This is a genomic window from Pseudomonas sp. NPDC087804 (assembly GCF_044742965.1).
GTDB classification, from domain to species: Bacteria; Pseudomonadota; Gammaproteobacteria; order Pseudomonadales; family Pseudomonadaceae; genus Aquipseudomonas; species Aquipseudomonas rustica.
The window spans coordinates 491201-516427 of sequence record NZ_JBIUVN010000001.1 but is presented as its reverse complement, the minus strand read 5'-3'; the positions used below and the strand labels follow the sequence as shown (position 1 = coordinate 516427).

At 59.2% G+C, this 25227-nt stretch carries 17 protein-coding genes; 5 read left to right on the top strand and 12 right to left on the bottom strand.

Features of this window, described 5'->3' with window-relative positions:
* From ACIOMO_RS02335 to fdnG, 3 genes are read right to left on the bottom strand one after another with little or no spacing between them, the layout of a single operon-like run.
* Entirely contained in the window at positions 1-666 is a 666-nt protein-coding gene (locus ACIOMO_RS02335) for a formate dehydrogenase subunit gamma (RefSeq protein ID WP_053120000.1), read from the bottom strand.
* Positions 663-1598: a formate dehydrogenase subunit beta gene (gene fdxH, locus ACIOMO_RS02330; RefSeq protein WP_401237803.1), complete on the bottom strand. Its 936-nt coding sequence runs from the start codon at positions 1596-1598 to the stop codon at positions 663-665. The genes ACIOMO_RS02335 and fdxH overlap by 4 nt, the downstream gene beginning before the upstream one ends.
* A 14-nt stretch (positions 1599-1612) precedes the next feature.
* On the bottom strand, positions 1613-4678 hold the full coding sequence (fdnG, locus tag ACIOMO_RS02325) for a formate dehydrogenase-N subunit alpha (protein ID WP_282358414.1): 3066 nt from the start codon (positions 4676-4678) through the stop codon (positions 1613-1615).
* A 288-nt stretch (positions 4679-4966) separates the two neighbouring features.
* Between fdnG and ACIOMO_RS02320 the strand changes: the two genes are divergently transcribed.
* The 4 genes from ACIOMO_RS02320 (at position 4967) to ACIOMO_RS02305 (ending at position 9152) form a co-directional block, all read left to right on the top strand.
* Entirely contained in the window at positions 4967-6115 is a 1149-nt protein-coding gene (locus tag ACIOMO_RS02320; RefSeq protein WP_401237802.1) for a MalY/PatB family protein, read from the top strand.
* Between the two features lie 182 nt (positions 6116-6297).
* Positions 6298-7155: a glucose 1-dehydrogenase gene (locus ACIOMO_RS02315; protein WP_401237800.1), complete on the top strand. Its 858-nt coding sequence runs from the start codon at positions 6298-6300 to the stop codon at positions 7153-7155.
* 169 nt (positions 7156-7324) lie between these two features.
* Positions 7325-8668, top strand: a complete 1344-nt coding sequence (locus ACIOMO_RS02310) for a cation:proton antiporter (protein WP_401237799.1) — start codon at positions 7325-7327, stop codon at positions 8666-8668.
* Positions 8669-8855: 187 nt separating this feature from the next.
* A complete protein-coding gene (locus ACIOMO_RS02305; protein ID WP_159811295.1) occupies positions 8856-9152 on the top strand; it encodes a hypothetical protein in 297 nt (98 codons plus the stop codon).
* A gap of 254 nt (positions 9153-9406) precedes the next feature.
* Here ACIOMO_RS02305 and ACIOMO_RS02300 read toward each other — a convergent pair whose 3' ends face one another.
* The 5 genes from ACIOMO_RS02300 to ACIOMO_RS02280 all read right to left on the bottom strand — a co-directional run bounded on the left by ACIOMO_RS02300 (position 9407) and on the right by ACIOMO_RS02280 (position 17021).
* Positions 9407-9943 carry a hypothetical protein gene (locus ACIOMO_RS02300; RefSeq protein WP_053119988.1) on the bottom strand — a complete coding sequence of 179 codons (537 nt, stop codon included), beginning with the start codon at positions 9941-9943 and terminating at the stop codon, positions 9407-9409.
* A 74-nt stretch (positions 9944-10017) separates the two neighbouring features.
* Positions 10018-11937: a PAS domain S-box protein gene (locus ACIOMO_RS02295; RefSeq protein ID WP_401237797.1), complete on the bottom strand. Its 1920-nt coding sequence runs from the start codon at positions 11935-11937 to the stop codon at positions 10018-10020.
* A 97-nt stretch (positions 11938-12034) separates the two neighbouring features.
* Positions 12035-12943 carry a zeta toxin family protein gene (locus tag ACIOMO_RS02290; protein ID WP_401237795.1) on the bottom strand — a complete coding sequence of 303 codons (909 nt, stop codon included), beginning with the start codon at positions 12941-12943 and terminating at the stop codon, positions 12035-12037.
* Positions 12944-13104: 161 nt separating this feature from the next.
* On the bottom strand, positions 13105-15372 hold the full coding sequence (locus ACIOMO_RS02285; RefSeq protein WP_401237794.1) for a helicase C-terminal domain-containing protein: 2268 nt from the start codon (positions 15370-15372) through the stop codon (positions 13105-13107).
* Complete coding sequence (locus ACIOMO_RS02280; protein WP_401237793.1) at positions 15369-17021, bottom strand: VRR-NUC domain-containing protein; 1653 nt, start codon at positions 17019-17021, stop codon at positions 15369-15371. The genes ACIOMO_RS02285 and ACIOMO_RS02280 overlap by 4 nt, the downstream gene beginning before the upstream one ends.
* A gap of 195 nt (positions 17022-17216) precedes the next feature.
* On the opposite strand from ACIOMO_RS02280, the gene ACIOMO_RS02275 reads away from it, so the two are divergent.
* Complete coding sequence (locus tag ACIOMO_RS02275) at positions 17217-17441, top strand: YgdI/YgdR family lipoprotein (protein WP_053119977.1); 225 nt, start codon at positions 17217-17219, stop codon at positions 17439-17441.
* Positions 17442-17552: 111 nt separating this feature from the next.
* Here ACIOMO_RS02275 and ACIOMO_RS02270 read toward each other — a convergent pair whose 3' ends face one another.
* The 4 genes from ACIOMO_RS02270 to ACIOMO_RS02255 all read right to left on the bottom strand — a co-directional run bounded on the left by ACIOMO_RS02270 (position 17553) and on the right by ACIOMO_RS02255 (position 25113).
* The gene (locus ACIOMO_RS02270; RefSeq protein ID WP_053119975.1) at positions 17553-17927 is read right to left on the bottom strand and encodes a hypothetical protein; all 375 of its coding nucleotides are present in this window, start codon (positions 17925-17927) and stop codon (positions 17553-17555) included.
* Between the two features lie 286 nt (positions 17928-18213).
* On the bottom strand, positions 18214-20067 hold the full coding sequence (locus ACIOMO_RS02265; protein WP_401239392.1) for a polyurethanase: 1854 nt from the start codon (positions 20065-20067) through the stop codon (positions 18214-18216).
* A 215-nt stretch (positions 20068-20282) separates the two neighbouring features.
* On the bottom strand, positions 20283-21971 hold the full coding sequence (locus tag ACIOMO_RS02260; protein ID WP_401237791.1) for a polyurethanase: 1689 nt from the start codon (positions 21969-21971) through the stop codon (positions 20283-20285).
* A 55-nt stretch (positions 21972-22026) separates the two neighbouring features.
* Positions 22027-25113 (bottom strand): autotransporter domain-containing protein, encoded by a 3087-nt coding sequence (locus tag ACIOMO_RS02255; RefSeq protein WP_401237789.1) that lies wholly within the window; start codon positions 25111-25113, stop codon positions 22027-22029.
* Positions 25114-25227 lie beyond the last annotated feature (114 nt).

The following is a 25227-nucleotide window of genomic DNA, read 5'->3' as shown; positions in this document are numbered from 1 at the left end:
TCAGCCCTTTTTGGTGATCGGTCGCTCCGGCACGTCCGGCTGACGTTCGTCGCGGGTGATGTCGCGATACCACAGTTCATGGTGTTTCTTCGCCCAGGCGCGGCTGACCCAGCCGTGCATCATCGCGTCCACTGAACCCTTGATCCACAGCCCGGCGTAGATGTGAATGATGATGCTCAGTACCAGCACGAACCCGGCGAGCGCGTGCAGAAGCATCGCCCAGCGGATCACGGTGATGCCGAAAAACGCACTGAAATACGCGCGCCAGATCACCAGCCCGGTGAACAGCAACCCGAGCATGCACAGCAGTAAAGTCCAGAACAGCAGCTTTTGCCCGGCGTTGTATTTGCCCACCGGCGGTACGCTTTCTTCATCGTTGACCAGCACCCGATCAATGCGGCGCATCCACTTCCAGTCGTTGTCGATAAAGAAGTTCGCGCGCCAGAAACGGAACACCAGACCGAGGAACAGCACGAACATCGCCACACCCATAAACGGATGCAAAATCCGCGTCCATGGCCCGCCGCCAAACAGGTTGCTCAGCCAGAACAGCGACGGATGAAACAACGCCAGTCCGGACAGTCCGGCCATGAAAAACAGGATCGCCACCAGCCAGTGATTGGTGCGCTGGTTGGCGGTGTAACGCAGGATCGTCTTGTTGCTCATGGCCGCTCCTCCCCGCGTGGATCGAACGTGTGCACCGCCGGGTCGACGACGTGCACCGAAGTGTCGGGCGGTGTTGGATGTTCATCTTCTTCGACGCGGTTCGGGCCGATGCGCACGTAATGGAAGAACCCGGCCAACACCGCCGCGCCCATGGCCAGCAGACCCAGAGGTTTGCTGATGCCTTTCCACAGACCCACCAACGGACTGATTGCCGGATCCTGCGGCAGGTTGGCGTAGATCGTTGGCGTGTCGGCGTGATGCAACACGTACATCACATGCGTGCCGCCAACGCCTGCCGGGTCATACAGACCGGCGTTCTCGAAGCCACGGCTTTTCAGGTCAACGATGCGTTCGGCGGCGTGTTCCTTCATGTCTTCTTTGGTGCCGAAGACGATGGCCCCGGTCGGGCAGGTTTTTACGCAGGCCGGTTCCAGCCCGACTGCGACCCGATCCGAACACAAGGTGCACTTGTAAGCCTTGTGATCTTTCTGCGAAATGCGCGGAATGTTGAACGGGCAACCAGTGATGCAATAACCGCAGCCGATGCAGTGATCCTGATCGAAATCGACGATACCGTTAGCGTGCTTGATGATCGCGCCGGGGCTCGGGCACGCCGCCAGACAACCGGGCTCGGCGCAGTGCATGCAGCCGTCCTTGCGGATCAGCCATTCGAGGTTGCCGGCATCGGTTTCGTGTTCGGTGAAGCGCATCAACGTCCAGGTTTCCGCGCTCAGATCCTGCGGGTTGTCGTAGGTGCCGTGGTTGTGGCCGACCTCGTCGCGCAGCTCGTTCCATTCCGAGCAGGCAACCTGGCAGGCCTTGCAGCCGATGCACTTGGTGGTGTCGATCAGCTTCGCCACCGCCTCCTGATTCCGCACCGACGGCGGCACCGTGGTGGTGGCCGAGCGGGCAATGAGGTCTTGGCTGGCCATTTAAAGATTCTCCATCAGAGCTTCTCCACGTTGACCAGGAATGACTTGGATTCCGGGGTCTGTGTGTTGCCATCGCCGAGGAACGGCACCAGGGTGTTGGTCAGGTAACCGTGACGCGTCAGGCCGGTGAAACCCCAGTGCAGCGGGATGCCGATCTGATGCACGACCTGGCCGTTGACCTGCAGCGGCCGGATCCTCTTCGTCACCACCGCCACCGCTTCGATAAAGCCGCGTTTGCAACTGACCCGCACGCGATCGCCGGCAGCAATGCCCTTCTCTTTCGCCAACACTTCGCCGATTTCCACGAACTGCTCGGGTTGAGCAATCGCGTTCAACTTGCAGTGCTTGCTCCAGAAGTGGAAATGCTCGGTCAACCGGTAACTGGTGCCGGCGTACGGGAAGTCCTTGGCCTCGCCGAGGGTTTCCCAGACCGAATCGAAGATCCGCGCCGCCGGGTTGCTGGTGGCTTTCTTGTTTTGCGGATGCAGCGGGTTGATGCCGATTGGCGTTTCGAACGGCTCATAGTGCTCGGGGAATGGCCCTTCGTTCATCTTGTCGACGGCGAAGAATCGCGCCACGCCTTCGGGGTTCATGATGAACGGGTTCATCCCGGCTTCTGGTGGCACGTCGGCCTTGTAGTCCGGCACGTCGGTGCCGCCCCAGGCTTTGCCGTTCCACCAGACCAGACGTTTTTTCGGATCCCACGGTTTACCGGAAACATCTGCCGAAGCGCGGTTGTAGAGAATCCGCCGATTCGCCGGCCACGCCCACGCCCAGCCCAAATGCTGGTGCATGCCATACGGATCGGCGTTGTCGCGCCGCGCCATCTGATTGCCGGCCTCGGTCCAGCTACCGGCGAAAATCCAGCAGCCGGACGCGGTGCTGCCGTCATCCTTGAGCAAGCCGAACCCGGCCAGTTGCGAGCCAGCCTTGACCGCCACGCCTGTGGCATCGGTGAAGTCAGCCACGGCGCTGCCGTTGATTTCCTTGGCCAGTTCTTCCGGCGAAGGCTCGTCGGGGATCTTGTACGGCCACGTCAATTTCAACAGCGGATCAGGGAATTTGCCGCCCTCGGCCTGATAACGCTTGCGCAGGCGCAGGAACAGTTCGGCCATGATGCGAATGTCGGTCTGCGCTTCGCCCGGGCCATCAGCGCCTTTCCAGTGCCATTGCAACCAGCGGCTGCTGTTGACCAGCGAGCCGTCCTCTTCAGCAAAACAGGTGGTCGGCAGGCGAATGACTTCGGTCTGGATCTCCGCGCTTTTCACATCGTTGTACGGCCCTACGTTGTGCCAGAACTCCGACGTCTCGGTGGCCAGCGGATCCATCACCACCAGCCATTTCAATTTCGCCAGTGCGCCCATCACGCGGTTTTTGTCCGGCAGCGCGGCGATCGGATTGAAGCCCTGGCAGAAGTAGCCGTTGACCTTGCCCTGGCTCATCAGGTCGAACATTTTCAAGACGTCGTAGTTGGGGATGTCGAGTTTCGGCAAATGGTCGTAGCACCAATTGTTTTCGGCAGTGGCGTTGGCGCCGTACCACGACTTCATCAGGCTGACGTGGAATTTGCTGTAGTTCTGCCAGTAGGACAATTGCCCCGGGCGCAGCGGAACTTGCGTGCGTTTATGGATGAACTGACCGTAGTCCTGCTCGCTGTCGCTGGCCAATGTCAGATAGCCCGGCAGTGCATTGGAGAGCAAGCCAAGGTCGGTCAGGCCCTGGATGTTCGAGTGCCCGCGCAAGGCGTTGACGCCGCCGCCGGGCATGCCGACGTTGCCCAGCAGCAGTTGCACCATCGCCGCGCTGCGGATGATCTGCGCGCCGATAGAGTGCTGCGTCCAGCCGAGGGCGTAGAGAATCGTCATGGTCTTGCCCGGAATCGAGCAGGTGGCGATTTCGTCCCAGATTTTCTGCATGGCGTCGACCGGCATGCCACAGATCTGGCTGGCGAGGTCGATGTTGTAGCGGCTGTAATGCACCTTCATCAATTGATAGACGCAGCGCGGGTGTTGCAGCGTCGGGTCGACTTTGGCAAAGCCATCGTCGCCCATCTCGTAGCCCCAACCGGACTTGTCGGTGTAGCTGCGCTTGGCGACGTCGTAGCCGCTGAAGATACCGTCTTCGAAGCCATAGCCTTCTTTGACGATGAACGAGACGTCGGTGTAATTGCGCACGTACTCGTGCTGGATTTTGTCCTCGGTCAGCAGGTAATTGATCAGCCCGCCCATGAAGGCGATGTCGGTGCCGGTGCGGATCGGCGCGTAATAGTCGGCCACCGAAGCGGTGCGGGTAAAACGCGGATCAACCACAATCAGCCGCGCAGCGTTGTGCGCCTTGGCCTCGGTCACCCATTTGAAGCCGCACGGATGCGCTTCTGCTGCGTTGCCACCCATCACCAGGATCAAATTCGCGTTGGCGATATCAGTCCAGGTATTGGTCATGGCACCACGGCCGTACGTCGGGGCAAGACTTGCCACCGTCGGGCCGTGTCAGACACGCGCCTGGTTATCAAACCCCAGCATGCCGAGACTGCGAATCACCTTTTGGGTGATGTAACCGGCTTCGTTGGACGCCGCCGACGCCGCAAGAAAACCGGTGCTCAGCCAGCGATTCACCGTTTGCCCGTTGGCATTTTGTTCGATGAAGTTGGCGTCGCGGTCGGTCTTCATCAGGTCGACAATGCGATCGAGCGCTTCGTCCCAACTGATCCGCGTCCATTCACTGCTGCCCGGTTTGCGCGTTTGCGGGTAGAGCAAACGGCCGGGGCTGTGAATGAAGTCGAGGAGGCCTGCGCCTTTCGGGCAGAGGGTGCCGCGGTTGACCGGGTGGTCGGCGTCGCCCTCGATGTGAATGATGTTTTGCGCAACGTTCTTCGCAGCATCGCCCTGGCTGTACATGATCAAACCGCAGCCGACCGAGCAATACGGGCAGGTGTTGCGGGTTTCATGGGTGTGGGCAAGCTTGAAGTGGCGCACCTGCTCGGCAAAGGCCAGCGTCGGGGCCATGCCCAACGCGCCCAGGCTCGAGCCTGCAAGGCCGATACCGGCGACCTTGAAGAACTGACGACGGCTGAGATCCATCGTGCACTCCTGATCAGGTGGAACCCGGTACTTGTGCCGGGTTTTATCTGGACAAACACGGTTGCGGCAAACGTCTGCCGACCTTTTCACTGTAGACAAAGACCACACGTTCTGTGTGAAAACCGACCGTCGGAGGCTGCAGAGCCTTTGTAGGAGCTGCCGAAGGCTGCGATCTTTTGACTTTGCTTGTAAAAAACAAGATCAAAAGATCGCAGCCTTCGGCAGCTCCTACAGGGGTTGAGGGTTTATCATGGCGCCCATGAACAACCCGCCTTCACGAGACCGCGCATGACTTTCGATTTTGATCAGCTATTCGACCGCCACAACACCGGCAGCACCAAGTGGAGCCGCTACCCGGCCGACGTGTTGCCGATGTGGGTTGCTGACATGGATTTCGCCGCGCCGCCGGTAGTCATCGAGGCGCTGCAACAGCGCTTGTTGCACCCGCTGGTGGGTTACAGCGTTACTCAGGACAGCCTGCGCGAAGCCATCGTCGCCGACCTCTGGGCCAAATTCGCCTGGAAGGTCAAACCGCAAGAGCTGATCTTCCTGCCGGGCGTTGAATCCGGTTTCAACATGGCGTTGAAAGCGCTGGTGCAGCCGCAGCAAAACGTTGTGGTGCAAGTGCCGAACTACCCGCCGCTGCGCCATGCGCCGGGGCATTGGGGTTTGAACAAGGTCGAGCTGGAATTCAATGCGCAGGCAGACGGCACCTACTTGACGCCGTTGGACGTATTGCGTGATTCGCTAAACGGTGGTGGCGCTCTATTGCTGAGCAACCCGCACAACCCACTGGGCAAAGTCTTCGGACGCGAAGAGCTGCAAGCCGTGGCCGATATTTGCGTGGCGCAGGACGCGTGGATCATCTCCGATGAGATTCACGCCGAACTGTGCTTCGACGGCCGCGTACACATTCCGACCGCCTCGCTGAGCCCGGAAATTGCCCGGCGCACCATCACCCTGATGTCTGCGAGCAAGGCTTACAACATCGCCGGCCTGAAGACCTCGTTCATGATCGTTCAGGACGCTGCCCTGCGCGAACGCGTCAACCACGCCCGCTGCGGCATGGTCGACAGCGTCAACCCGCTGGGCATGGAAGCGACCCGCGTGGCGTACAGCGAAGGCGCGCCGTGGCTGGCCGAGCTGAAAACCTATCTGCAGGCCAACCGTGATTATCTGGTAGATGCGGTGCGCAGCCGTTTGCCGGGCGTGACGATTAATGTGCCGCAAGGGACTTATCTGGCGTGGCTGGATTGTTCGGCGCTGGATCTGGCCAACCCGCAGCAGTTCTTCCTTGAGCAAGGCAAGGTTGGCCTCAGCGCCGGTCTGGATTTCGGCGATCAGCACCAACAGTTCGTACGCCTGAATTTCGGCTGCCCACGCTCGATGCTGGAAGAAGGCATTGCGCGGATGGAGCGTGCTTTGGCTAACCGCTGACACCATTCCCCTGTAGGAGCTGCCGCAGGCTGCGATCTTTTGATCTTGATCTTAAAAAACCAGATCAAAAGATCGCAGCCTGCGGCAGCTCCTACAGGGGGGGGTATGGAAATCCGATCGAACTCACGGCAAACACCCCGGGTCAACCACCCATACCTGCCATGAGACCTCGGAGACCCGCGATGACCGACTATCCAAAACCTCCCTTTGCCAAACAAGCCCAAGCCGTCCCCGGTTCGCAAAGCAAAATGCAGCCTTATCCCGATTGTGGCGAACAAAGCTACGTCGGCTCTGGACGCCTGGCCGGCAAAATTGCCCTGATCACTGGCGCCGACAGCGGCATCGGTCGCGCCGTGGCGATTGCCTTTGCCCGTGAAGGCGCAGACGTTGCTGTCGCTTATCTGAACGAACACGAAGACGCCAAGGAAACCGCACGCTGGGTCGAACAGGCCGGGCGCCAGTGCCTCTTGCTGCCGGGCGATATCGCGCAGAAATCCCATTGCCAGGCCTTGGTCGATAAAACCGTCGAAAGCTTCGGCCGCATCGATGTGTTGGTCAACAACGCTGCGTTTCAGATGACCCACGAAACCTTCGAGGAAATCCCCGACGAAGAATGGGTGATGACCTTTGACGTGAATATCACGGCGATTTTCCGGTTGTGCCAGGCGGCGCTCAAACACATGCGCGCCGGCTCGTCGATCATCAATACCAGCTCGATCAACTCGGACATGCCCAAACCCAGCCTGCTCGCCTATGCCACCACCAAAGGCGCGATTGCCAATTTCACCGGCGGTCTGGCGCAGATGCTCGGGCCGCAGGAAATTCGCGTGAACTGCGTGGCGCCGGGGCCGATCTGGACGCCGCTGATTGTCTCGACCATGCCCGACGCAGAAGTGCAGAACTTTGGTGCGCAAACCCCGCTTGGCCGCCCAGGCCAACCGGTCGAAGTGGCGCCAATTTATGTGCTGCTGGCCTCGGATGAAGCCAGTTACATCACCGGTCAGCGCTACGGCGTCACCGGCGGCAAACCGATGCTCTGAAACCCTGTGGCCTTGCGTCACTGTAGGAGCTGCCGCAGGCTGCGATCTTTTGCTTGTGTTTTTCAAGATCAAAAGATCGCAGCCTGCGGCAGCTCCTACAGTGATATGGCAGCTACCAAAAGAATGCGGTGCGATTGCCGTCATATGGAACATTCGGAGGCGGCACAACATGAGTTTTATCGTGTGGGTCGCGGTGCTCGGCGCCGTGTTGTTGACCCTGGCACTGACCTCGTCGTACCTGCGCTGGATGCCGGTCACGACGTCAGCGGTGTGTTTGCTGCTGGGCATCGGCATCGGCCCCAGTGGCTTGGGCCTGCTGAAACTGCCTTTGGAAGAAACCTCGCTGTGGATGGAGCACCTGACGGAAGTTGCGGTGCTCTTTTCGCTGTTTGTCTGCGGGTTGAAATTGCGATTGCCGCTGCGTGACAAGCGTTGGCGAATCGCTTTTGGACTGGCCGGGCCGGTAATGGTGGTGACCATCATCGGGGTTTGTCTGCTGTTGCATTGGGCGTTGCAATTGCCGTGGGGGCCGTCGCTGCTGATTGGCGCGATCCTGGCGCCGACCGACCCAGTGCTGGCGGCGCTGGTGCAGGTCAACGATGCGCGGGACGTCGACAGCGTGCGCTACGGCCTGTCCGGTGAGGCGGGTTTGAATGACGGGATCGCGTTCCCGTTTGTGATTCTCGGACTGCTGTTGATCCATGGCGAAGGTACCTCCGCCGAGTGGCAGGGTTGGGTCTTGCGCAATGTGCTGTGGGCCGTGCCCGCGGGACTCTTGACCGGTTACTGGATGGGGCGCGGTATCGGACGCGTCACGTTGTCGCTGCGCATCCGTAATGACGACAGCACCTTAAGCCCCAACGATTACCTCGCGCTAGCGCTGATCGCCCTCGCCTACGTGGTGGCGGAAGCCATCGGCGGTTACGGCTTTCTGTCGGTGTTCGCAGCGGGCTTGGGCCTGCGCCAGATCGAAGTGAAATCCACCGGTGCCGGTCAGCCGCCCGCCGAGCATCTGGTGCAACCGGTGGTGGGCCACCAGAACATCGAGCCGCAGTACGCGGTGCATGGCGATACCGAGCGGCTGGAAAGCAGCCAGGTGGCTGCCGGCATCATGATGGGCGACATGCTTTCGTTTGGCGGTCTGGTCGAACGGGCCATGGAAGTGTTTTTGGTGACTCTGCTCGGCGTCGTGTTGATCGCCCATTGGGACTGGCGGGCGTTACTGGTCGGTGCCGTGTTGTTTTGTGTGATCCGTCCGGCCTGTGTGGCTTTGATGCCCTGGGGATCGTTGCTTGAAGGCAGCCAACGATTGTTGATCGGCTGGTTTGGCATCCGCGGGATCGGCAGTCTGTTTTATCTGTTTTATGCGCTGAACCATGGGCTGACGGATTCGGTGGCGACGCTGTGCACGGATCTCACGCTGTCAGTGGTTGCGCTGAGCATTCTGCTACACGGCATCAGCACGCAACCGATCCTGGCGCGCTACGAACAGCAAAAAAAACAAAAAAGCTGATTTTTCCTTACAGGTTTTCCATGAAAACCCATCGAATATTCTTTTTAAAAAAAATGGATCCCTGCCCGATTTTCGACAGTCACAAGCATAACCCCCCGCCGGATGAGTCCGACGGGGCCCGGCAGGTTCGGTTCCCCTGCGGCTTGAGGGCCTGAGAAAAGGAACCCCGAAGAATAAGGTTACGGTCATGAAAGAATGCTCGACTCCTGCGCAAATCAAGGCTTGCAGAGCACTGGCTCTGGAACGCAATCGTCAACTCTTCGAAAACGCCCACGCGCTCAATCGAGCGGCGAATGCGTTGCTGGAAGTGGAAAATCTGGATTTCGAACAGTTTGAGCACTATCGAGCCTTGCGCAAGAAAGCCGATTTTATGTTTGAAGACGCGATTGATCATCTGTGCGTGCTTAACGAGGATTTCCCGCCGATTCCGATGTCTTCGCAAAATTCGGCGGGGTTGCGTCGAGAGCTTGAGACGGTGGCTTGAGGCTGTAGGTCAAAAGCCCCTCACCCTAGCCCTCTCCCGGAGGGAGAGGGGACTGACCGCAGTGTTTGTTCGAGATACGCCGACCTGAAATATCCGGTCGAACTCAGGTTTGAACACAGCAAAAGATCTGCTCCCTTCCCCCTCTACCCCTTGGGGGTGAGGGCTGGGGTGAGGGGGATCGATTTAGAGCACACCGCAGATTGATTGCGAAATATGAAAAGCCCGGCCATTTCAGTCGGGCTTTTTGCTATGCATCATCCCCCAGGATTAGTCACCTGAATAAACACCGCATAACTCCCCAACACTATCCAGAACACCGCAAAAATCCACGGCGTACGCACCGAAAACAGCAGCGACTTACGATAGCCCTTGTGAGTCGACTCCATCTCACTGAACAGCGGCGACTCGTCATACGCCAAGCCCATCACCGGTTCACTGTGCAGCAAGTGACTCTGCTTGAAGTGCCAGTGATCAATAATGTCGTACGCCGCCCGAATCCCTGGCCAGGCGTTGAGCGAGCTAAGCAGCCCAAGCAATGCCAGAAACGGTGGCACCACCAAGGTGAACAACTTGCCCCACTCCGGGTTGAGATTGGCCATGCACGAAGCAAAAGCGATCACCAGAAACGATTGCGCCGCCAGATAAGCGTCAGTACGGTTGGCCAGAATGCTGGTTTCGTACTGTATTTCCCGACGGTAAAAATCCAGCCGCTCCTTGGGCGAGCCAAACATTTTCGCGTCGTGTTCGGTCAGGGTTTCTTCAGCAGTTGGATGAGTCAGTATGCGAGACAAGGACGCACGCTCCGGAGTGGAAAACAGTTAGAAGAACTCCACAGCGGACAAGTTCAGGCGGATCTCCCGACGGGTCATTTCATTGATTGGGCAATGACCTCCAGCAGATTGAGTTGCGTGAACGGTTTCGGCAAACGCGGCAGTTGTGCCGCAAAACCCTCCAGACGCTCGGCGTAACCGGTGGCGAGGATGATAGGCAGATCCGGTTTCAACAACCTTACGGCGTGTGCCAGTTGCGCGCCGCTCATGTGCGGCATGGCCATGTCGGTGATCATCAGATCGATCACTTCACCCTGATCGAACAGGTTCAACGCCTGAGCACCGGAGGTGACGCTCAGCACCCGATGGCCAAGGTCTTCGAGCAGCAACACCGTGCTGGTCAGTACCAGACTGTCGTCGTCCACCACCAATACGCTCAAGCGTGGCACTGAACTGACGGGTTCAATGACCGGCGCCGGACTGGCAATGTCCGCATGGGTCGCCACTGGCAGCCAGAGTTCAGCCGCGGTGCCCTGCCCCGGTTCGCTTTTAAGAACGAAACGCCCGCCCAGTTGCTCAATAAAGCCATGCACCATCGACAAGCCCAGCCCGGTGCCCTTGCCCAGACCTTTGGTAGTGAAGAACGGATCCTTGGCCGATGCCAGGGTGTTGGCATCCATGCCGGCGCCCGTGTCGGTGAGGCTCAGGCACACGTAGTGACCGGCCGCCAACGCATGCTGAGCTTGTTCCAGCACCACTTCGTGTTCAGCTTTGATAATGACGCTACCGCCGTCGGGCATGGCATCACGGGCATTGGTCGCCAGATTGAGGATCGCCAGTTCCAGCTGATTGGTGTCAGCCAATACGCGATCAAGTTCGAGGGGGAAGCGTGTCTCGATTTTGATGTTCGGCCCCAAGGAACTGCGCAGCAGCCCGGTGATGCCTTGCACCAGTTGCGGAATATCGACCGCCTCGGTCTTGAGTTCCTGACGACGAGCGAACGCCAGCATGCGCTGGGTCAGCGACACGCCGCGAAGTGCGCCTTGGGTGGCGTTTTCCAGCAACCGGGTGAGTTTCGGATCATCGCCAATGCGCTTCTGGACAAGCTCGAGGTTGCCGAGAATCACCGTCAGCAGGTTGTTGAAGTCATGAGCGATGCCGCCACTGAGTTGGCCGATAGCCTGCATCTTCTGCGCCTGGAACAAGGCTTCGCGGGTTTTTTCCAGATCTTGTTGGGCTTTATGGGCTTCGGTGACATCACGGGTGATCTTGGCAAAGCCGAGCAGCGTGCCGGTTTCACCGCGAATGGCATCGACCACCACGTGCGCGAGAAACCGCGTGCCGTCCTTGCGTACCCGCCAGCTACGGTTTTCGAAGCGACCTTCATGGGTGGCAATCGCCAACGCCCGTTGTGGTTCGCCGGCCGCACGGTCTTCTGGCGTATAAAAAACCGAAAAATGCTCGCCGATGATTTCTTCGGGCAGATAGCCTTTGATCCGCTGTGCACCCTGGTTCCAGTTGCTGACCCGACCTTCGGGGCTGAGCATGTAGATTGCGTAATCGGTCACGCCCTGCACCAGCATGCGGAACTGCTGTTCGCTGCGTCTGAGGGTTTCCTCGGCCATCTTGCGGTCGGTCAGGTCGCGGGTGATTTTGGCGAACCCCAGCAGTTGGCCATTGGGGTCGATGATCGGATCGATCACCACGTGCGACCAGAAATTGGTGCCATCCTTGCGTACCCGCCAACCTTCGCCCTCGAAGCGCCCTTCACGAATCGCCGTGTCGAGCGCCCGCTGCGGCAACCCGGCGGCGCGGTCGTCGGCGGTATAGAAGCGGGAAAAGTGCTCACCGAGAATCTCGGCTTCTTCGTAGCCCTTGAAACGTTTGGCGCCGGAGTTCCAGCTGGTGATGATGCCGTCCGGGTCGATCATGTAGATCGCGTAGTCGACCACTGCATCGATCAAAAGCCTGAAACGCATTTCTTCGATCGCAGCGGTCTTGGTGTTTTTGATCATCAGGTACGACTCAAGCACATTTGGTATTGGAGGAGTATGCGTCAAACCGGCGGTTTGGGAAGCGCATGTCGGTTAAACCTCGCAAGGATTTGGTCATTCAACGCTGCACGTACTTGAGAATGCGTGAATAGAGCGCGTCGTACACATAGTCAGGGATCTGCTCGGCGTATTGCCGGGTCTGCAGCAGCATCCGGTGGCACGCCTTTATAAATTCGTCGCGTTCCATATTGCCACTGATTGAAGCACTGCTGATGCGCTGGTACTCCGCATAGCTATAAGGCTCATTCGGCGTGGTCACGTTCAGTACGCCCTGCTCGTCCCTGCTGTAAAGGCTGCGTGCACGCAACACGCGATCTTGCAGAGCCCCCATTCCACGTTCGTATAAAAGGATTTGCGAGCCATCCGACAACTTTGCCGCTGCCTCAAGTGCAAACACTACTGCATGCGCCGTTGCCAGACTGGCTTTGAGTTCCGAGGGCCGGACAAATCGTTCAACTTCCTGCGTTTCCAGGCTTTTGAAGGCCCGTTTGAAGCCGGACAGAAATGCAAAAGGCTGGTAGCACGCGACGATGTGCACCTCCAGTTGATATCCCGCGTTGACGGCGATGGCAGGCAGCGCTGCAAAGTCGATCGAGTCGAAGGCGCATTCCATGATGATGTTGAGTTTCTCAGTGAAGGCTTTTTCGAAGATCTTGCCGCACAGCTCGCGAATGAACGTTTCGCTGTGCAAATAGGCGTGTAGTACGCCGTGCTTGAGCATTTCTTTATACTGCGGGTGTTTGCTGCGGTATTCCGGCAAATACAGGCGCACGTGGTTTTTGTAGTTGCCGGATGGCAACAAGGTTTTTTCCAGCAGCCAGGTCTTGCCCGAGCTTTGTACGCCGGCGGTGATCAATAGTTTGGGTCGGGTGTCAGGCGTGATTCCGGCGAACAACGTTGCGGTGATATCGCTGAGAGCGGCACTGAGTTGTTCGGGGGTATAGCGGTAGATGGCGTTAATGGTCATGGGTCGATGTCCTTATCGATAATGGACTGAACCGCTTGAGCGGTCTTATCAATAAAGTCTGCTTTTGCGAAACCATCAAACACGGCTTCAATACGGGATATGTCACTGCTTTCAAAAGGAAAAAATTCCTACAGCGCTATCAGAAACGGCCTTCAAAACAATCAGCCAGGCGAATGCTGCAGTGCCCACCATTTCGGCAGTAGCTGCTTGATCCGGCTCTCGGCAAAGCGGTCATCGATCAACATCACCACACCGCGATCCTGGCGAGTACGAATCACCCGGCCTGCCGCCTGCACCACCTTCTGCACCCCCGGGAACAGATAGGTGTAGTCATAACCGGCGCCGAAAATCGCTGCCATGCGCAGTTTCAACTGTTCGTTGACCGGGTTGAGCTGCGCCAGCCCCAGCGTCGCAATGAACGCACCGATTAACCGCGCGCCCGGCAGGTCGATGCCCTCGCCAAATGCTCCACCCAACACCGCAAAACCAACACCTTGGCTGTCAGCGGTGAACTGATCAAGAAACGCCTGCCGCTGCCCTTCGGCCATGCCCCGCGATTGCTGCCACAGGGTGATCTGCGGGTGCCGTTCGGCGAGCAAGGTTGCCACTTGTTGCAGATAATCGAAGCTGCTGAAAAATGCCAGATAGTTACCCGGGCGCTCACTGAACTGCCGCGCGATCAGTTCGACGATGGGTTCCAGTGATGCCTGCCGGTGATTGAAACGGGTCGAGATGCGACTGATGATCTGCACCTGCAATTGCTCGGCGCTGAACGGTGATTCAACGTCGATCCACACCGTATCAGCCGGCGTGCCGAGCAGGTCGGCGTAATAACGCCGTGGGCTGAGGGTCGCGGAGAACAACACGCTGCTGCGCGCAGACTTCAGGCGCGGGCCAATGAACGCAGCAGGCACCACGTTACGCAAACACAGCTGTGACAGCGGCCGTTTGCGGTCGAGGTCGCGCTTGCTGATGTCGAACAGGTAATGCTCGTCGTACAGCTCCGCGACCCGGCCAAACTGCAGTAAATCGAAATAGAAGTTCTGCAACGCGCTGTCGAGCCCTTGCGGGTGATCGTTGAGGTAATCACCGATGGCCGAGCAGCACAGGGAGATCGCTTGCAGCAATTTTTCCGGGGCTTTGTCGTAGGCCTGATACGCCGCCAGTTGCGGCGCATGCAGCGCGTTCCATTCACGGTTGACCCTTTGCAGCGATTTTTTCAGCGCTTCGGGGGCGGTTTTGCGCACGCTGCCCAAGACGAATTGATCGAGACTGGCGCTGTACATCTGCCGGCCACGCTCGACCAGGTTGTGCGCCTCATCGGCCAATACCGCGACTTTCCATTGATTGAGCTGGGCGAGACCGAACAGCAGCGCGCTGAAGTCAAAGTAATAGTTGTAGTCGGCGACGACCACGTCCACCCAGCGGGCCATTTCCTGGCTCAAGTAATACGGGCATACCGAATGTTGCGCGGCGACTTCACGCATGGCGGCTTGATCAAGCAGATTGATGCGGCTGGCGGCCTCACGGGCGGCGGGCAGACGATCATAAAAGCCTTGCGCCAACGGGCAGGATTCGCCGTGACAGGCTTTGTCCGGGTGTTCGCAAGCCTTGTCCCGGGCAACCATTTCCAGCACACGCAACGGCAACGTCGGCGATTGATCGAACAACACCTGACTGGCGTCCAGCGCCAGTTTGCGCCCGGGGGTTTTAGCGGTCAGGAAGAACACCTTGTCCAGTTGCTGCGGCGCCAGCGCCTTGAGCATCGGGAACAGTGTACCGAGGGTTTTGCCAATGCCAGTGGGTGCTTGGGCCATCAGGCAACGACCGGTGCTGATAGCCTTGAACACCGATTCGGCCAGATGCCGTTGACCGGGACGAAAATCCGCATGGGGAAAGCGCAACTGCTGCGCCGCCAGATTGCGCGCCTCGCGATGCGCCATTTCCTGCTCAGCCCAATGCAGAAACAAGCGGCATTGCTGCTCAAAGAACTCGCGCAAGGTGTCGACGCTGAACGCCTCAACCAGACAGGTTTCCTTTTCGCTGACGATGTCGAAATACACCAGCGCCAGATTGATCTCCTGCAAATCCAGTTTGCGGCACATCAACCAGCCGTAGATTTTCGCCTGCGCCCAGTGCAACTGGCGGTGATTGGCCGGTTGTTTACTCAGGTCGCCACGGTAAGTTTTGACTTCTTCCAGGCAGTTCTGCGCCGGGTCGTAGCCGTCCGCCCTGCCCTTGACCTTCAACTGCAGGAACTCGCCTTCCAGCGCCACTTCACTTTGGTAATTGTCGCTGCGCCGCGAGGCTACGGTGCGGTGGCCGGCGATGCCTTCCAGCGCGGTGGGTGACGGCGTGAAGCGCAAGTCGAGGTCGCCGGTCTTGGCGGTGAACTCGCACAGTGCCCGCACGGCAATGCTGTAGCTCAAGCGCTCTGCTCCGCCCATTGCACGTAGCACACGGCAACCGGCATCTGGTGCTGGTGGCAGAACTCCAGCCAGCGCAACTGGTTGTCCTGCAAGCGGTCGCCGGGGCCTTTGACTTCAATCATTCGATAGGTTTTGTGCTGCGGCCAGAACTGGATCAGGTCGGGCATGCCGGCGCGATTGGCCTTGATGTCGAGCAGCAAACGATTGAACCAGTGTTTGAGGTGCTCCGCGGGCAAGCAGGCCAGCGCCTGTTCCAGCAAGTCCTCATTCAGTGCACCCCAGAACACGAACGGCGACTGCACGCCCCATTTATCCACGAACCGTTGACGAATGGTGTCGGCATAACGGCCATCATCGAGCTCGGCGAAGCAGGCCTGGAACAGTTCGGTGCGACGTTGCTGGAAATCTTCATTGAGCAGATCGACCGGGCCGCGCTGGAACGGGTGAAAAAACGCCCCGGGCAACGGCGCGAAAATCGCCGGCCAGCAGAGCAAGCCGAACAGCGAGTTGATCAGACTGTTCTCGACGTAATGCACCGGGCCCTCGTCGTCATGCAGATGCGCCTGCACGTAAAACTCCACCGACAGCGCCGGATCGCTGCGAGGCAGGTGCAAATCCAGACGCTCCACGGGTTTTGCCGTTGCGCGCTTGAGCGGCGGGCCGCCGAGTTTGCGTCGCAACCTCGGCATGATGCGTTGCAGACCTTGCTGCTCAGCGGCGCTTTCCGGGGCTTGTTCGGCCAATAACGCCAGCTCCAGCGCCAGCGCGTATTCGGCGCTGCGCTCCAGCACGCGGATCATCCGCAGCCGCGCACCGGGATAGGCGCAGTCTCGGTAGATACTCAGGGCCAAGGCAAACTCGGTGATGCGCTCACAGTACTGACCTATCTGAAACAGCACTTTGCCGCGCCGACGTTGCAGCCACGGGTTGTCGAAGTGCAGCGCGCTGACCTGTTCAAAGATAGTTTCCAGCGGTTCACCGGCTTCGAAACGCAACTGGCAATTGTGCAGGAACAGGCAGGCGTCGACGTCCGCGCGGCTGCGCAGGCCTCGGGAATCGGCGCAGAATTCGACTTTTTCGTAAGTAAAGATGCCGAGATCAGCCAGGACGAATTCCGACCAATCCTGATAAAGGTTGCCGAAGAACATCAGGCGCAGGCGATCGCACAGATCCATGATGGTCAGGCTGAACAGGCGATCATTCAGAGACGGCGCCCAGTCGCGCAGGGTTCGCGGCGTATCGAACTGTTCTGCCAGCAAAGGCAGCCATTCATCCTTGCGGCCCTTGGGTCGATCAATAAAGTCACCGAAAGCCTGCAGGATTTCAGCCTTGAGCAACACATCAAAGAGCTCTGCGATCGCCAACGGCGCCTGCTCGTCGAGCCAACCGCGCGCCAGCAACGGCTGTGCGGCTGTAGCGATGTCGCCGATTTCGGCGTAAGTCAGTTTTCCCGCGCGAAAATGAATGCCCTTGCGCATCACCATCCGCACCAGCAGACCCTGCGACGCTCGCGGCAGCGCATTGAAGTCGCGGATAAAGGCGTGCTCCGCTTCGCTCATCACATCGGCATAGCGAAGCTCAAGCCAATCAAGCACTTGCCGGAAGTTGTTGAGGTAATAAAACGGATCGTCGAGGGGATTGGCAGTCACGGGAATTCAGGGCCATGGCGAGCGAGTACTGGTTATGCGTACAGATACCAGCTCAGCCCTACCCCGTGCAAACGGAAAAAGATCAATGGCATTTTTTATCCGTGAACATCGAACTTTTCACGGTGCCATGACACCAACCGCGTTAGAACACCGACAATGATCGGTACTACATCGCATGAGGAGTTTGAGGTGGCTATGAACATCAAGACGCTGGGCCTTCCATTGGCGGTTGCCGCCCTGTTGGCATTGGGCGGTTGCTCAACCCAGACCGTGGTCACGTTGCAGAACGGCACCCAGTATTTGACCAAGGACATGCCGAAGACCGAAACCAAAGACGGCTTTTATGAATTCGAAGATATTTCCGGGGCGAAAGTGAAAGTGCGCGCCGATGAAGTGGCGACCGTGCGCAAGGAGGACTAACACTCTCGTTCCCACGCTCGGCATGGGAATGCCGCAACGGACGCTCCGCGTTCGGCTCTGGAAGGGAGAGCGTCCCGGGATGCATTCCCACGCAGAGCGTGGGAACGATCATTACTCGGGAGTTGCCATGCCGGGGATGCTGTTGTCGCAACTCATGTACGTCCCGCCGCGCTTGACCACTTCGCCCTGCAAACGCTGGCAACGCTGCAGATCCTGTTGCGCCATGCGGTCGATGCTCAGATTGCCGGTGGTTGGCGGCTGCTTGCCGTCACCCAGACGGATCGTCACGAACGGTTGTTCGGGCTGGATCTGAAAGCGGCTTTTCTCTTCGACCGGTTTGTCCTCGGCAGTCTTCACCGGGTTCGGCAGTTGGTCGGTGGTAATGCCGTAGCGGCTCAAAATCGAGCTTTGAGGCAGATCGGCGCAGACGTTGGCCGAACACAGCGCCAGCCCGACGAAACCGATATACCCCTTGAAACCTTTCACGTTTGAATCTCCTGTACTCAATGGCAGCTAGCTGTAGAACGTGTGTGCACGTGCTGGCTTTAGGCCGCATTTCCTGTTTTTGCAGGGGTTTGAGTCAGAAACAGGCTGATCAGTCACATACACCATTCATTGTGGCGAGGGGATTTATCCCCGATGGGTAGCGCAGCGACCCCAAAACCTTCAGCCGAACTGTGTCTGACACAGCGCATGCTCAGAATTTGGGGCTGCTGCGCAACCCATCGGGGATAAATCCCCTCGCCACAGGTTTTGGGATAGCCCTAACGAATCAGGCGATCACGATACCGTCGGCACTCAGGCTATTCAGCGCCACGCCGACCAACGTCACCGAGTCTGTGCCAAACGTCAGCACCGTGTCCTGCCCGGCACTGGAGGCATGCGCACGGAAGTCATCCGCCGGCAAAACACCCTGCACACCGAGGAATACCATTTTGTCGTTGGAGGTAAACCCCACCACCCGATCCTGCCCGAACGCACCGTTGAACAGGAACGTATCCGCCCCGCCCCCCGATTCCATCAGGTCACTACCGGCGCCGCCAACAAATACATCGTTGCCCGTACCGCCAATCAGATGATCGTTGCCATCCAGCCCGAACAACCAGTCGCCACTCGCATGTGCCTTGAGCGTATCGACGCCACTGGTGCCTTTCACGCTCGACTCGTATGCCGTGACATTACTGCCCGCTTTCAAGCCATTGGCCGTGACGCTGTGGCTCACATCATCCTTGAACACGCCCCAGAGAAACCCCGGTTCCTTGGTCAGAATCGTGCCGATGTCGCGAGTGATGCTGATCCCGCCTTGTGCATCGCGGATGTACAGATTGCCCACGCCGTCGTTGGCGAAGTCGAAGTTCTTCACCGAGTTCTGCAGATCCAGTGAATTGTTGCCCTGCCCGCCGAGGATGACGTTGTAACCACCGCTGTCGCGGAATGTGTCGTTGCCGGCGCGTCCCTCCAGGTAGTCGTTGCCGCTGCCGCCCTGGATCAGGTCATTACCGTCACTGCCGATGATGAAGGTGCTGCCTTTGTGGGTTTCGGCGTTGCGATTGAGATCCTGCACCCAAGTATTGGCGCGCGCCGGGTCGGACAGGTTGGCGACGATGATCGTCGAGTCGCGGCTGGTCAGGTCGTAGAACTTCGACTCGATCACCCGGTTCATGCCATCGCCATACGCGGTCGGCAAGTGCGAGATCCACGTCGGAATATTCAGGATCGAGAATGGCAGCAGATTCCACGCGGTCGAGGCGTAGTGATCGTTGAAGCTGACGATGTTGTCGGTGGTCGATGCGTGCGGCGCGTCATGCACGCCGACCGAGGCGCCGGTGAAGGTCGAGCCGTCGAGGGCGCGGAATACCGGGTCGTTTTCGTAGCCGACATTGAGCACTTTGTCGGTGCTGCTCTGGGTCGGCGAGGCGTAAGCGATGTAGTTGGAATCGGCGAAGAAACCGCCCCATTTGCCACCGCTCAAATCGGCCATGCTGTTGACCGCGAGGCCGCCGAGGCTGTGGCCGCTGACCAGTACGTCGTTGCCGCTGAGGCCGTTGGCCTTGGCGAACGCCACGACGTTATTGAGCAGATTGCCGAATGCTTCGCCGACGTAATTCTTCGCGTAATCCTTGGGGCCGAATGCCGCGAGCAGATCGTTGATCACGTCGCCGATCGAATCGCCAATGAGGATTTCCCGTGGGCCGCTGGTGCCGCGAAAGGCAATGCCCAGTTCGGTGAGATGGCCTTGGGCGTCGTATTTGCCGAGAATTTCTACCTGAGCGCTGGTGTAGCCGGCCTTCTCGCCGAAGAAGGTGCCACGCGCATCGGTCTTGCCGTCGTAGCCCAATTGCGAGGCGGTGATCGGTGTCCAACCGGCCTGGTTGACCGCGTCGAGGGCGGCTTTTTCCGAGTCGGGGTTCCACGGAATGCCGGGGATGACGCCTTGTGAATCGGTGCCGCCAATCAGCGCCGTGACCAGTGTGGCTGGCAGGCCGAGGCCGAAGCCATTGTGTTGATAACCGGCAGCAAACCCGTTATCGAGGTTGTGATAGGAATACAGCGTGATCGCCATGGCGTCGCTGAACAGCGCCTTGGAATCGGCTGTGCCGAAGTTTTTGTAGTCATACACACCCATCGCCATTGCCTCTCTTTTTGTTGGAATTGTTCAGAGATAGCTCACAGCCAGAGCGCCCCTCGCAGGCCGCCCCGGAGCATTTCGATACAGCACTTCTTAATACATGCGCACACACTCCCCCTGTAGGAGCTGCCGAAGGCTGCGATCTTTTGATCTTAAAAAAAAAAATCAAAAGATCGCAGCCTTCGGCAGCTCCTACAGGGATTGATCAGGGTCTAGGCGAAGACGAACGCTGAGTCCGACAGGTTAGCCACTCCCACCCCAACCAACGTCACGGCAAAGTCGCCAATCTTCAGCACGGTATCGCCGCCGCTCTGCGACGCGTGCTGTTTGTAGTCATAACCCTGCCCCGCGCCCTCGACGCCCATGAAAACCAGTTTGTCGCTGCCCTGATAGCCATTGATCGCATCAAAACCAAACGCACCGCTGAACAGGAAGGTGTTGTTGCCACCTATCGCATTCATCACATCGTTGCCAGCGCCACCGACGAAGGTCACGTGGCCCTTGTCGCTGATCAGCGTGTCATCGCCGCCCAAGCCAAACAGCCAATCACCGTCCGCCGTGGCGTGTAGCGCATTGCCGTAACCATCGCCGTTCAGTGAATGGTTGTACTGGGTCAGTTCGTTGCCATTACTCAAACCCTTGGCCGTGACGCCCCAGGTGATTTCCTTGCTGCCCCACCACGAACCCGATTCCTTGCTCACCAGCGCGCCGATGTCGCGGGTCATGCTGATGCCGCCGTAGGCGTCGCGCACGTACAGCGTGCCGTCGCCATCATTGGCGAAGCTGAAGTTTTGCAACGGTTTCTGCAGCTCGAACGTGTTGTGCCCCTGACCGCCAAGCAGAATGTTGAAGCCGCCGTCATCGCGGAAACGATCGTCACCGCCCAGGCCTTCAAAGAAGTCGTTGCCCGCGCCGCCCTTTAACCAGTCGTTGCTCTGCGTGCCGATGATGAAAGTGCTGCCAGTGTGCGGTTCACCGCTGCGGCCCAAGTCCTCAACCCAGGTTTTGCCCCGCGAAGATTCCTCAAGATTGGAAATGATGATCGTCGAGTCTTTATGCGTCAGGTTGTAGAACGTCGAATCGATCACTCGATTCAAGCCATCGGCATAACCCAGTGAGCCGTGCGCCGACCAGCTGAGCGGATTGATGATGCTGAACGGCACCAGGTTCTGCGCGGTGGAGGCGTAGTTGTCGTTGAAGTTGATGAGGTTGTCGGTGGTCGAATCGTGCGGTTTGTCGTGTTTGCCCATCGAGGCCGTGCTGAACGTGGTGCCGTCGAGCACGCGGAACACCGGATCATTCTCGTAGCCGATGTTCAGCACGTTATTGCCCGTGCTGCTCTGGGTCGGCGAGGCAAACGCGATGTAGTTGGCGTCCTTGAAGAACCCACCCCAGTTGTTCGCGCTCAATTCTGCGACGCTGTTGACCCCGAGGCCGCCGAGGCTGTGACCGCTGAACAGCACGTCCTTGGCAGCGATGCCGTTGGCAATGGCGAATGTCGCGACAGCCTTGAGCAGATTGTCGAAAGCGTTTTTCGCGTAGTTGCTCGCATAATCCGACGGCCCGACAGCGGCCAGCAGATTGTTTTTCATGTCGCCGAAGGTGTCGCTGTAACCCAGCCCGCCGGTGCCACGAAAGGCAATGCCGAGGCCGATCAATTTGCCGGCCGCGTCGTACTTGCCGAGCACCTCCGCCTCGGCGCTGGTGAAGCCATCCTGCTCACCGAAGAATGTGCCTTGCGGCCCGACCTTGCCCTGATAACCCAGCGCCGTCGCAGTGACCGGCGCCCACGCGGTCGCCGGCAAAGGCTTGCCGGTCGGGGTGTAGGCGTACAACGTCAGGGCGATGGCGTCGCTGTACAACGCTTTGCCATCGGCCTTTTTGTAATCGAACAATCCCATGTTGTGCTCTCTCTTCCTTTAAACCGGCAGCCTTTCGCAAGGCTGCCGGTACGCTTTAGAACTGCCAGTCGAGCGTGAGGCCGACACCGTGGTCTTTCTCGTTCGAACCGATCAGCCCGTTGTAATCCAGATTCACCCGCACATCGCGATTGAGCGCCAGACCTGCACGCACGCCGACCACCGCGGCATCACGATCCATCGACACGCTCTGCACGTTGAACGCACTGTTGCCGTTGGCGAATGCGAGATGGCTGTCAGCGTCAACGCTGCTCAGGTTGTGCTGCCAGCCGAGGCTCGCACCCAGTTCCAGTTGATGCTGATCCGACAGGGCGAAACTGCGCTTGACGCGCACGCCGAGGGTCGACAGCACCACGTCGCGATTGTCTTCACCGCCCTTCAACGCCGCCGCGTCACCCTTCTCGGTGAAGCTGTCAGTGTTGAGATGCACGTACGACAGATTGGCGAACGGTTCCAGGTTCATCGGCTGCAAGCCCAGGTCGTAAGCGGCTTCTGTGAACAATTGCGCAGTGGTCGCATCGCGTTTGGTTTTCTGCTTGCCGCTGACATCGCCGATTTGCAGATCACGCTTCGCATCGATGCGGTGCCAGCTGTAAGCGCCGCCAACGGTCAGGCGCAGGGCATCGATTTCATGCCCCAGATACGCACCCAAGTGGTAGCTGTCGACCGAGGCCGACGAATGCGTGCCGCTGCCCATGCTCAAAGAGCTGTCGCTATAACCGGTAACGAAACCGAGACGGGTATCTTCAGCAATCAAGCCATCGACACCGGCGAGCAAGCCACTGATCGAGCTGGTGGAATCCGCGTATTTATTGCCGCCATCACTGGTGCCCCACGAGCCCAACACCTTGACCCAGGCGTTGCTGCCCTCGCTTTTCGGTGCATCGGCGTTGAACAGATCGCGCTCACGCAGACGCTCGCCAACCGCTTCGCGCAGGTAACGGCTGTCGTTGATCAGCAAGGTGCCAATGGCCGGGTGAATCTCGCCGGACAACTGTTGGAAAGCCTGTTGCGCCGACGCCGCGTCAGGCGACAGCAGCAGGGTTTCGAACAGCGCATTGCCGGCACCGAGACGATCCGCCGCCGCCGCGACTGAACGCTGATTCGGCGTCAGACCGACGCTGGCGAACGACGCGCCATTGCGGCCAACCTCCAGCTGTACGCCGTTTGCCGAATAGTCCAGCGTACCGCCGAGGAACGCATAGTTCGGCAACACCTGGCCGAACTGACCGGACACGCCGCCCGCTGCCTGGAGGATGTTGTATTGCGTGCCGAGCAGGCTTTTCACTTCGCTGGTAGTCAGCAATGTCGGGCTGTTTTCCAGCGACAGTGCGACGGTCGCGCCGTCGATTTGTGCGGCGCCGCCGGCAACGATGCGGTCGCTGCTGGTCGGCGAGACTTCCACCGCGTAGGTCGAACCGCGTTCAAATGTCACGTCACCCGCCACGTTCAGCGTGCCGATGGAATTGCCCGGCGCCACGGTGCCGCCGCTTTTCGCGGTCAGGACGCCGATGCGACCGTTGCCACCGAGGATGCCGCTGTCGTTCACGGTCACTTCAGAAGCCAGCGAGCCGTTGATCGCCAGTCGGCCCTGATTGACCAGCGTTGGGCCGCTGTAGCTGTTGTTGCCGGTCAGCACCAGGGTGCCGATGCCTTGCTTGGTCAGGCCACCGTGACCGGAGATGTCGTTGCGCCAGGTGTCGAGGCCGCAGGTGATGTCGTTGCACACGCGCTCGCTCGGTTTGCCCTGGTCGATGATCGCGCCGATGCCCGGCAAATCCGCGACAAACTGACCGGAACCGTAGGCGCCGTTGACGCGGAATTCCTCGGGAATGTCCTGCTCGGTGACGAACATCGACGGGCCGTCGATACCCTTGCGCAGGTTGATCATGCCCCAGCCGTACAAGGCGTCGATGCCCGGTGCGCCGAGGTCGGTGGCGGTGGTGCGCAACACAGTAGTGACCTGATCGCCGGTCATATACGGGAAGCGCTCCATCAGCACCGCCATGGAACCGGCGACGTGCGGCGCGGCCATCGAGGTGCCGTTGTAGTTTTTGTAGCTGGTGGTGAGGTTATCGGCGTTGGTGCCTTCGATGATCGAGCTGAAGATTTTCGTGCCCGGCGCTGACACGCAGAAACTCGCGGTGTAGCCGCAACGCGACGAGAACGTACTGATGACGTACGGATTGGCGCTGGCCAGATCCGGGTTCTGTTGCAGCGCGGCGACGGTGATCCAGTTCGGCGCGATCTCAGGCACGAAATAGCCGAGGCCGGCGATGGCGTCAGGGTTGTTGAGGTTGTAGTCGTTGCCGGCAGCGAAGATCGTCACGATGCCACTGCGCACGGCGGCGATGGCGCCGTCATACGCGCCGCCGGGTTTGGTGCCGAGCAGTGTGCGGATTTCGTTGAACTGCACTTGCGCGTCGTTGACGGTGAAATGCGGGTACGCCGGGTCGCGACCGCCGAGGTCAAAACGGTCGGTGATGCCGATACCCCAGCTATTGTTGATGATCCGCGCGCCGCTGGCGATCAGTGCATCCCAACCGGCCTTGTACACCGCGCCGTCGTTGCCACGGACGATACCGTCTTCCGGGCCTGGGTCACCGTTGTCGGCACTGATGATTTGCGCGGCGAACGCGACACCGTGCATCGGCCCGCCGTCACGACTGCCCGCCGCAATACCGCCGACGTGGGTACCGTGGGCGCCGAGTTTGCCGTCGGAACCGACCGAGGGCGAACCGTCATAACGGAACGCATCGCCGGCCTTCACCGGGATGTACGGGTCGGTGTATTCGCGGATGCCGCTGGTGACCAGCGTCACGACTTTGTTGCTGCCGGAAAACTCCGGGTGCGCGGCGTACACCGGCTGGTCGAAGATCCCCAGTTTCACGCCTTTGCCGGTGTAGCCAGCAGCGTAAGCGTGATCGGCACCGATCGCGCCCAGGCCCCAATCGGCCTTGAATTCAGCGCTGCGCCAACTGGAAGGATCGCCCGTGCGACCACTCTCGACGTAAGGCGCGGCGTGTGCGCTGCCCCAGGTGGTGAGTGCGCAGAGCACCGCGAGATTCAGGGTTTTCAAGGCAAAACGGCCACCCGATTGCGCGGGTGTATTGTTGTTATTCATCCAGCGACCTTCCTTAGTGATGTTGCGAAAAAATCCGTATCGTTGTGATCGTTCCCACGCTCCGCGTGGGGATGCAGCCCGTGACGCTCCGCGTCACTGGACGCGGAGCGTCCC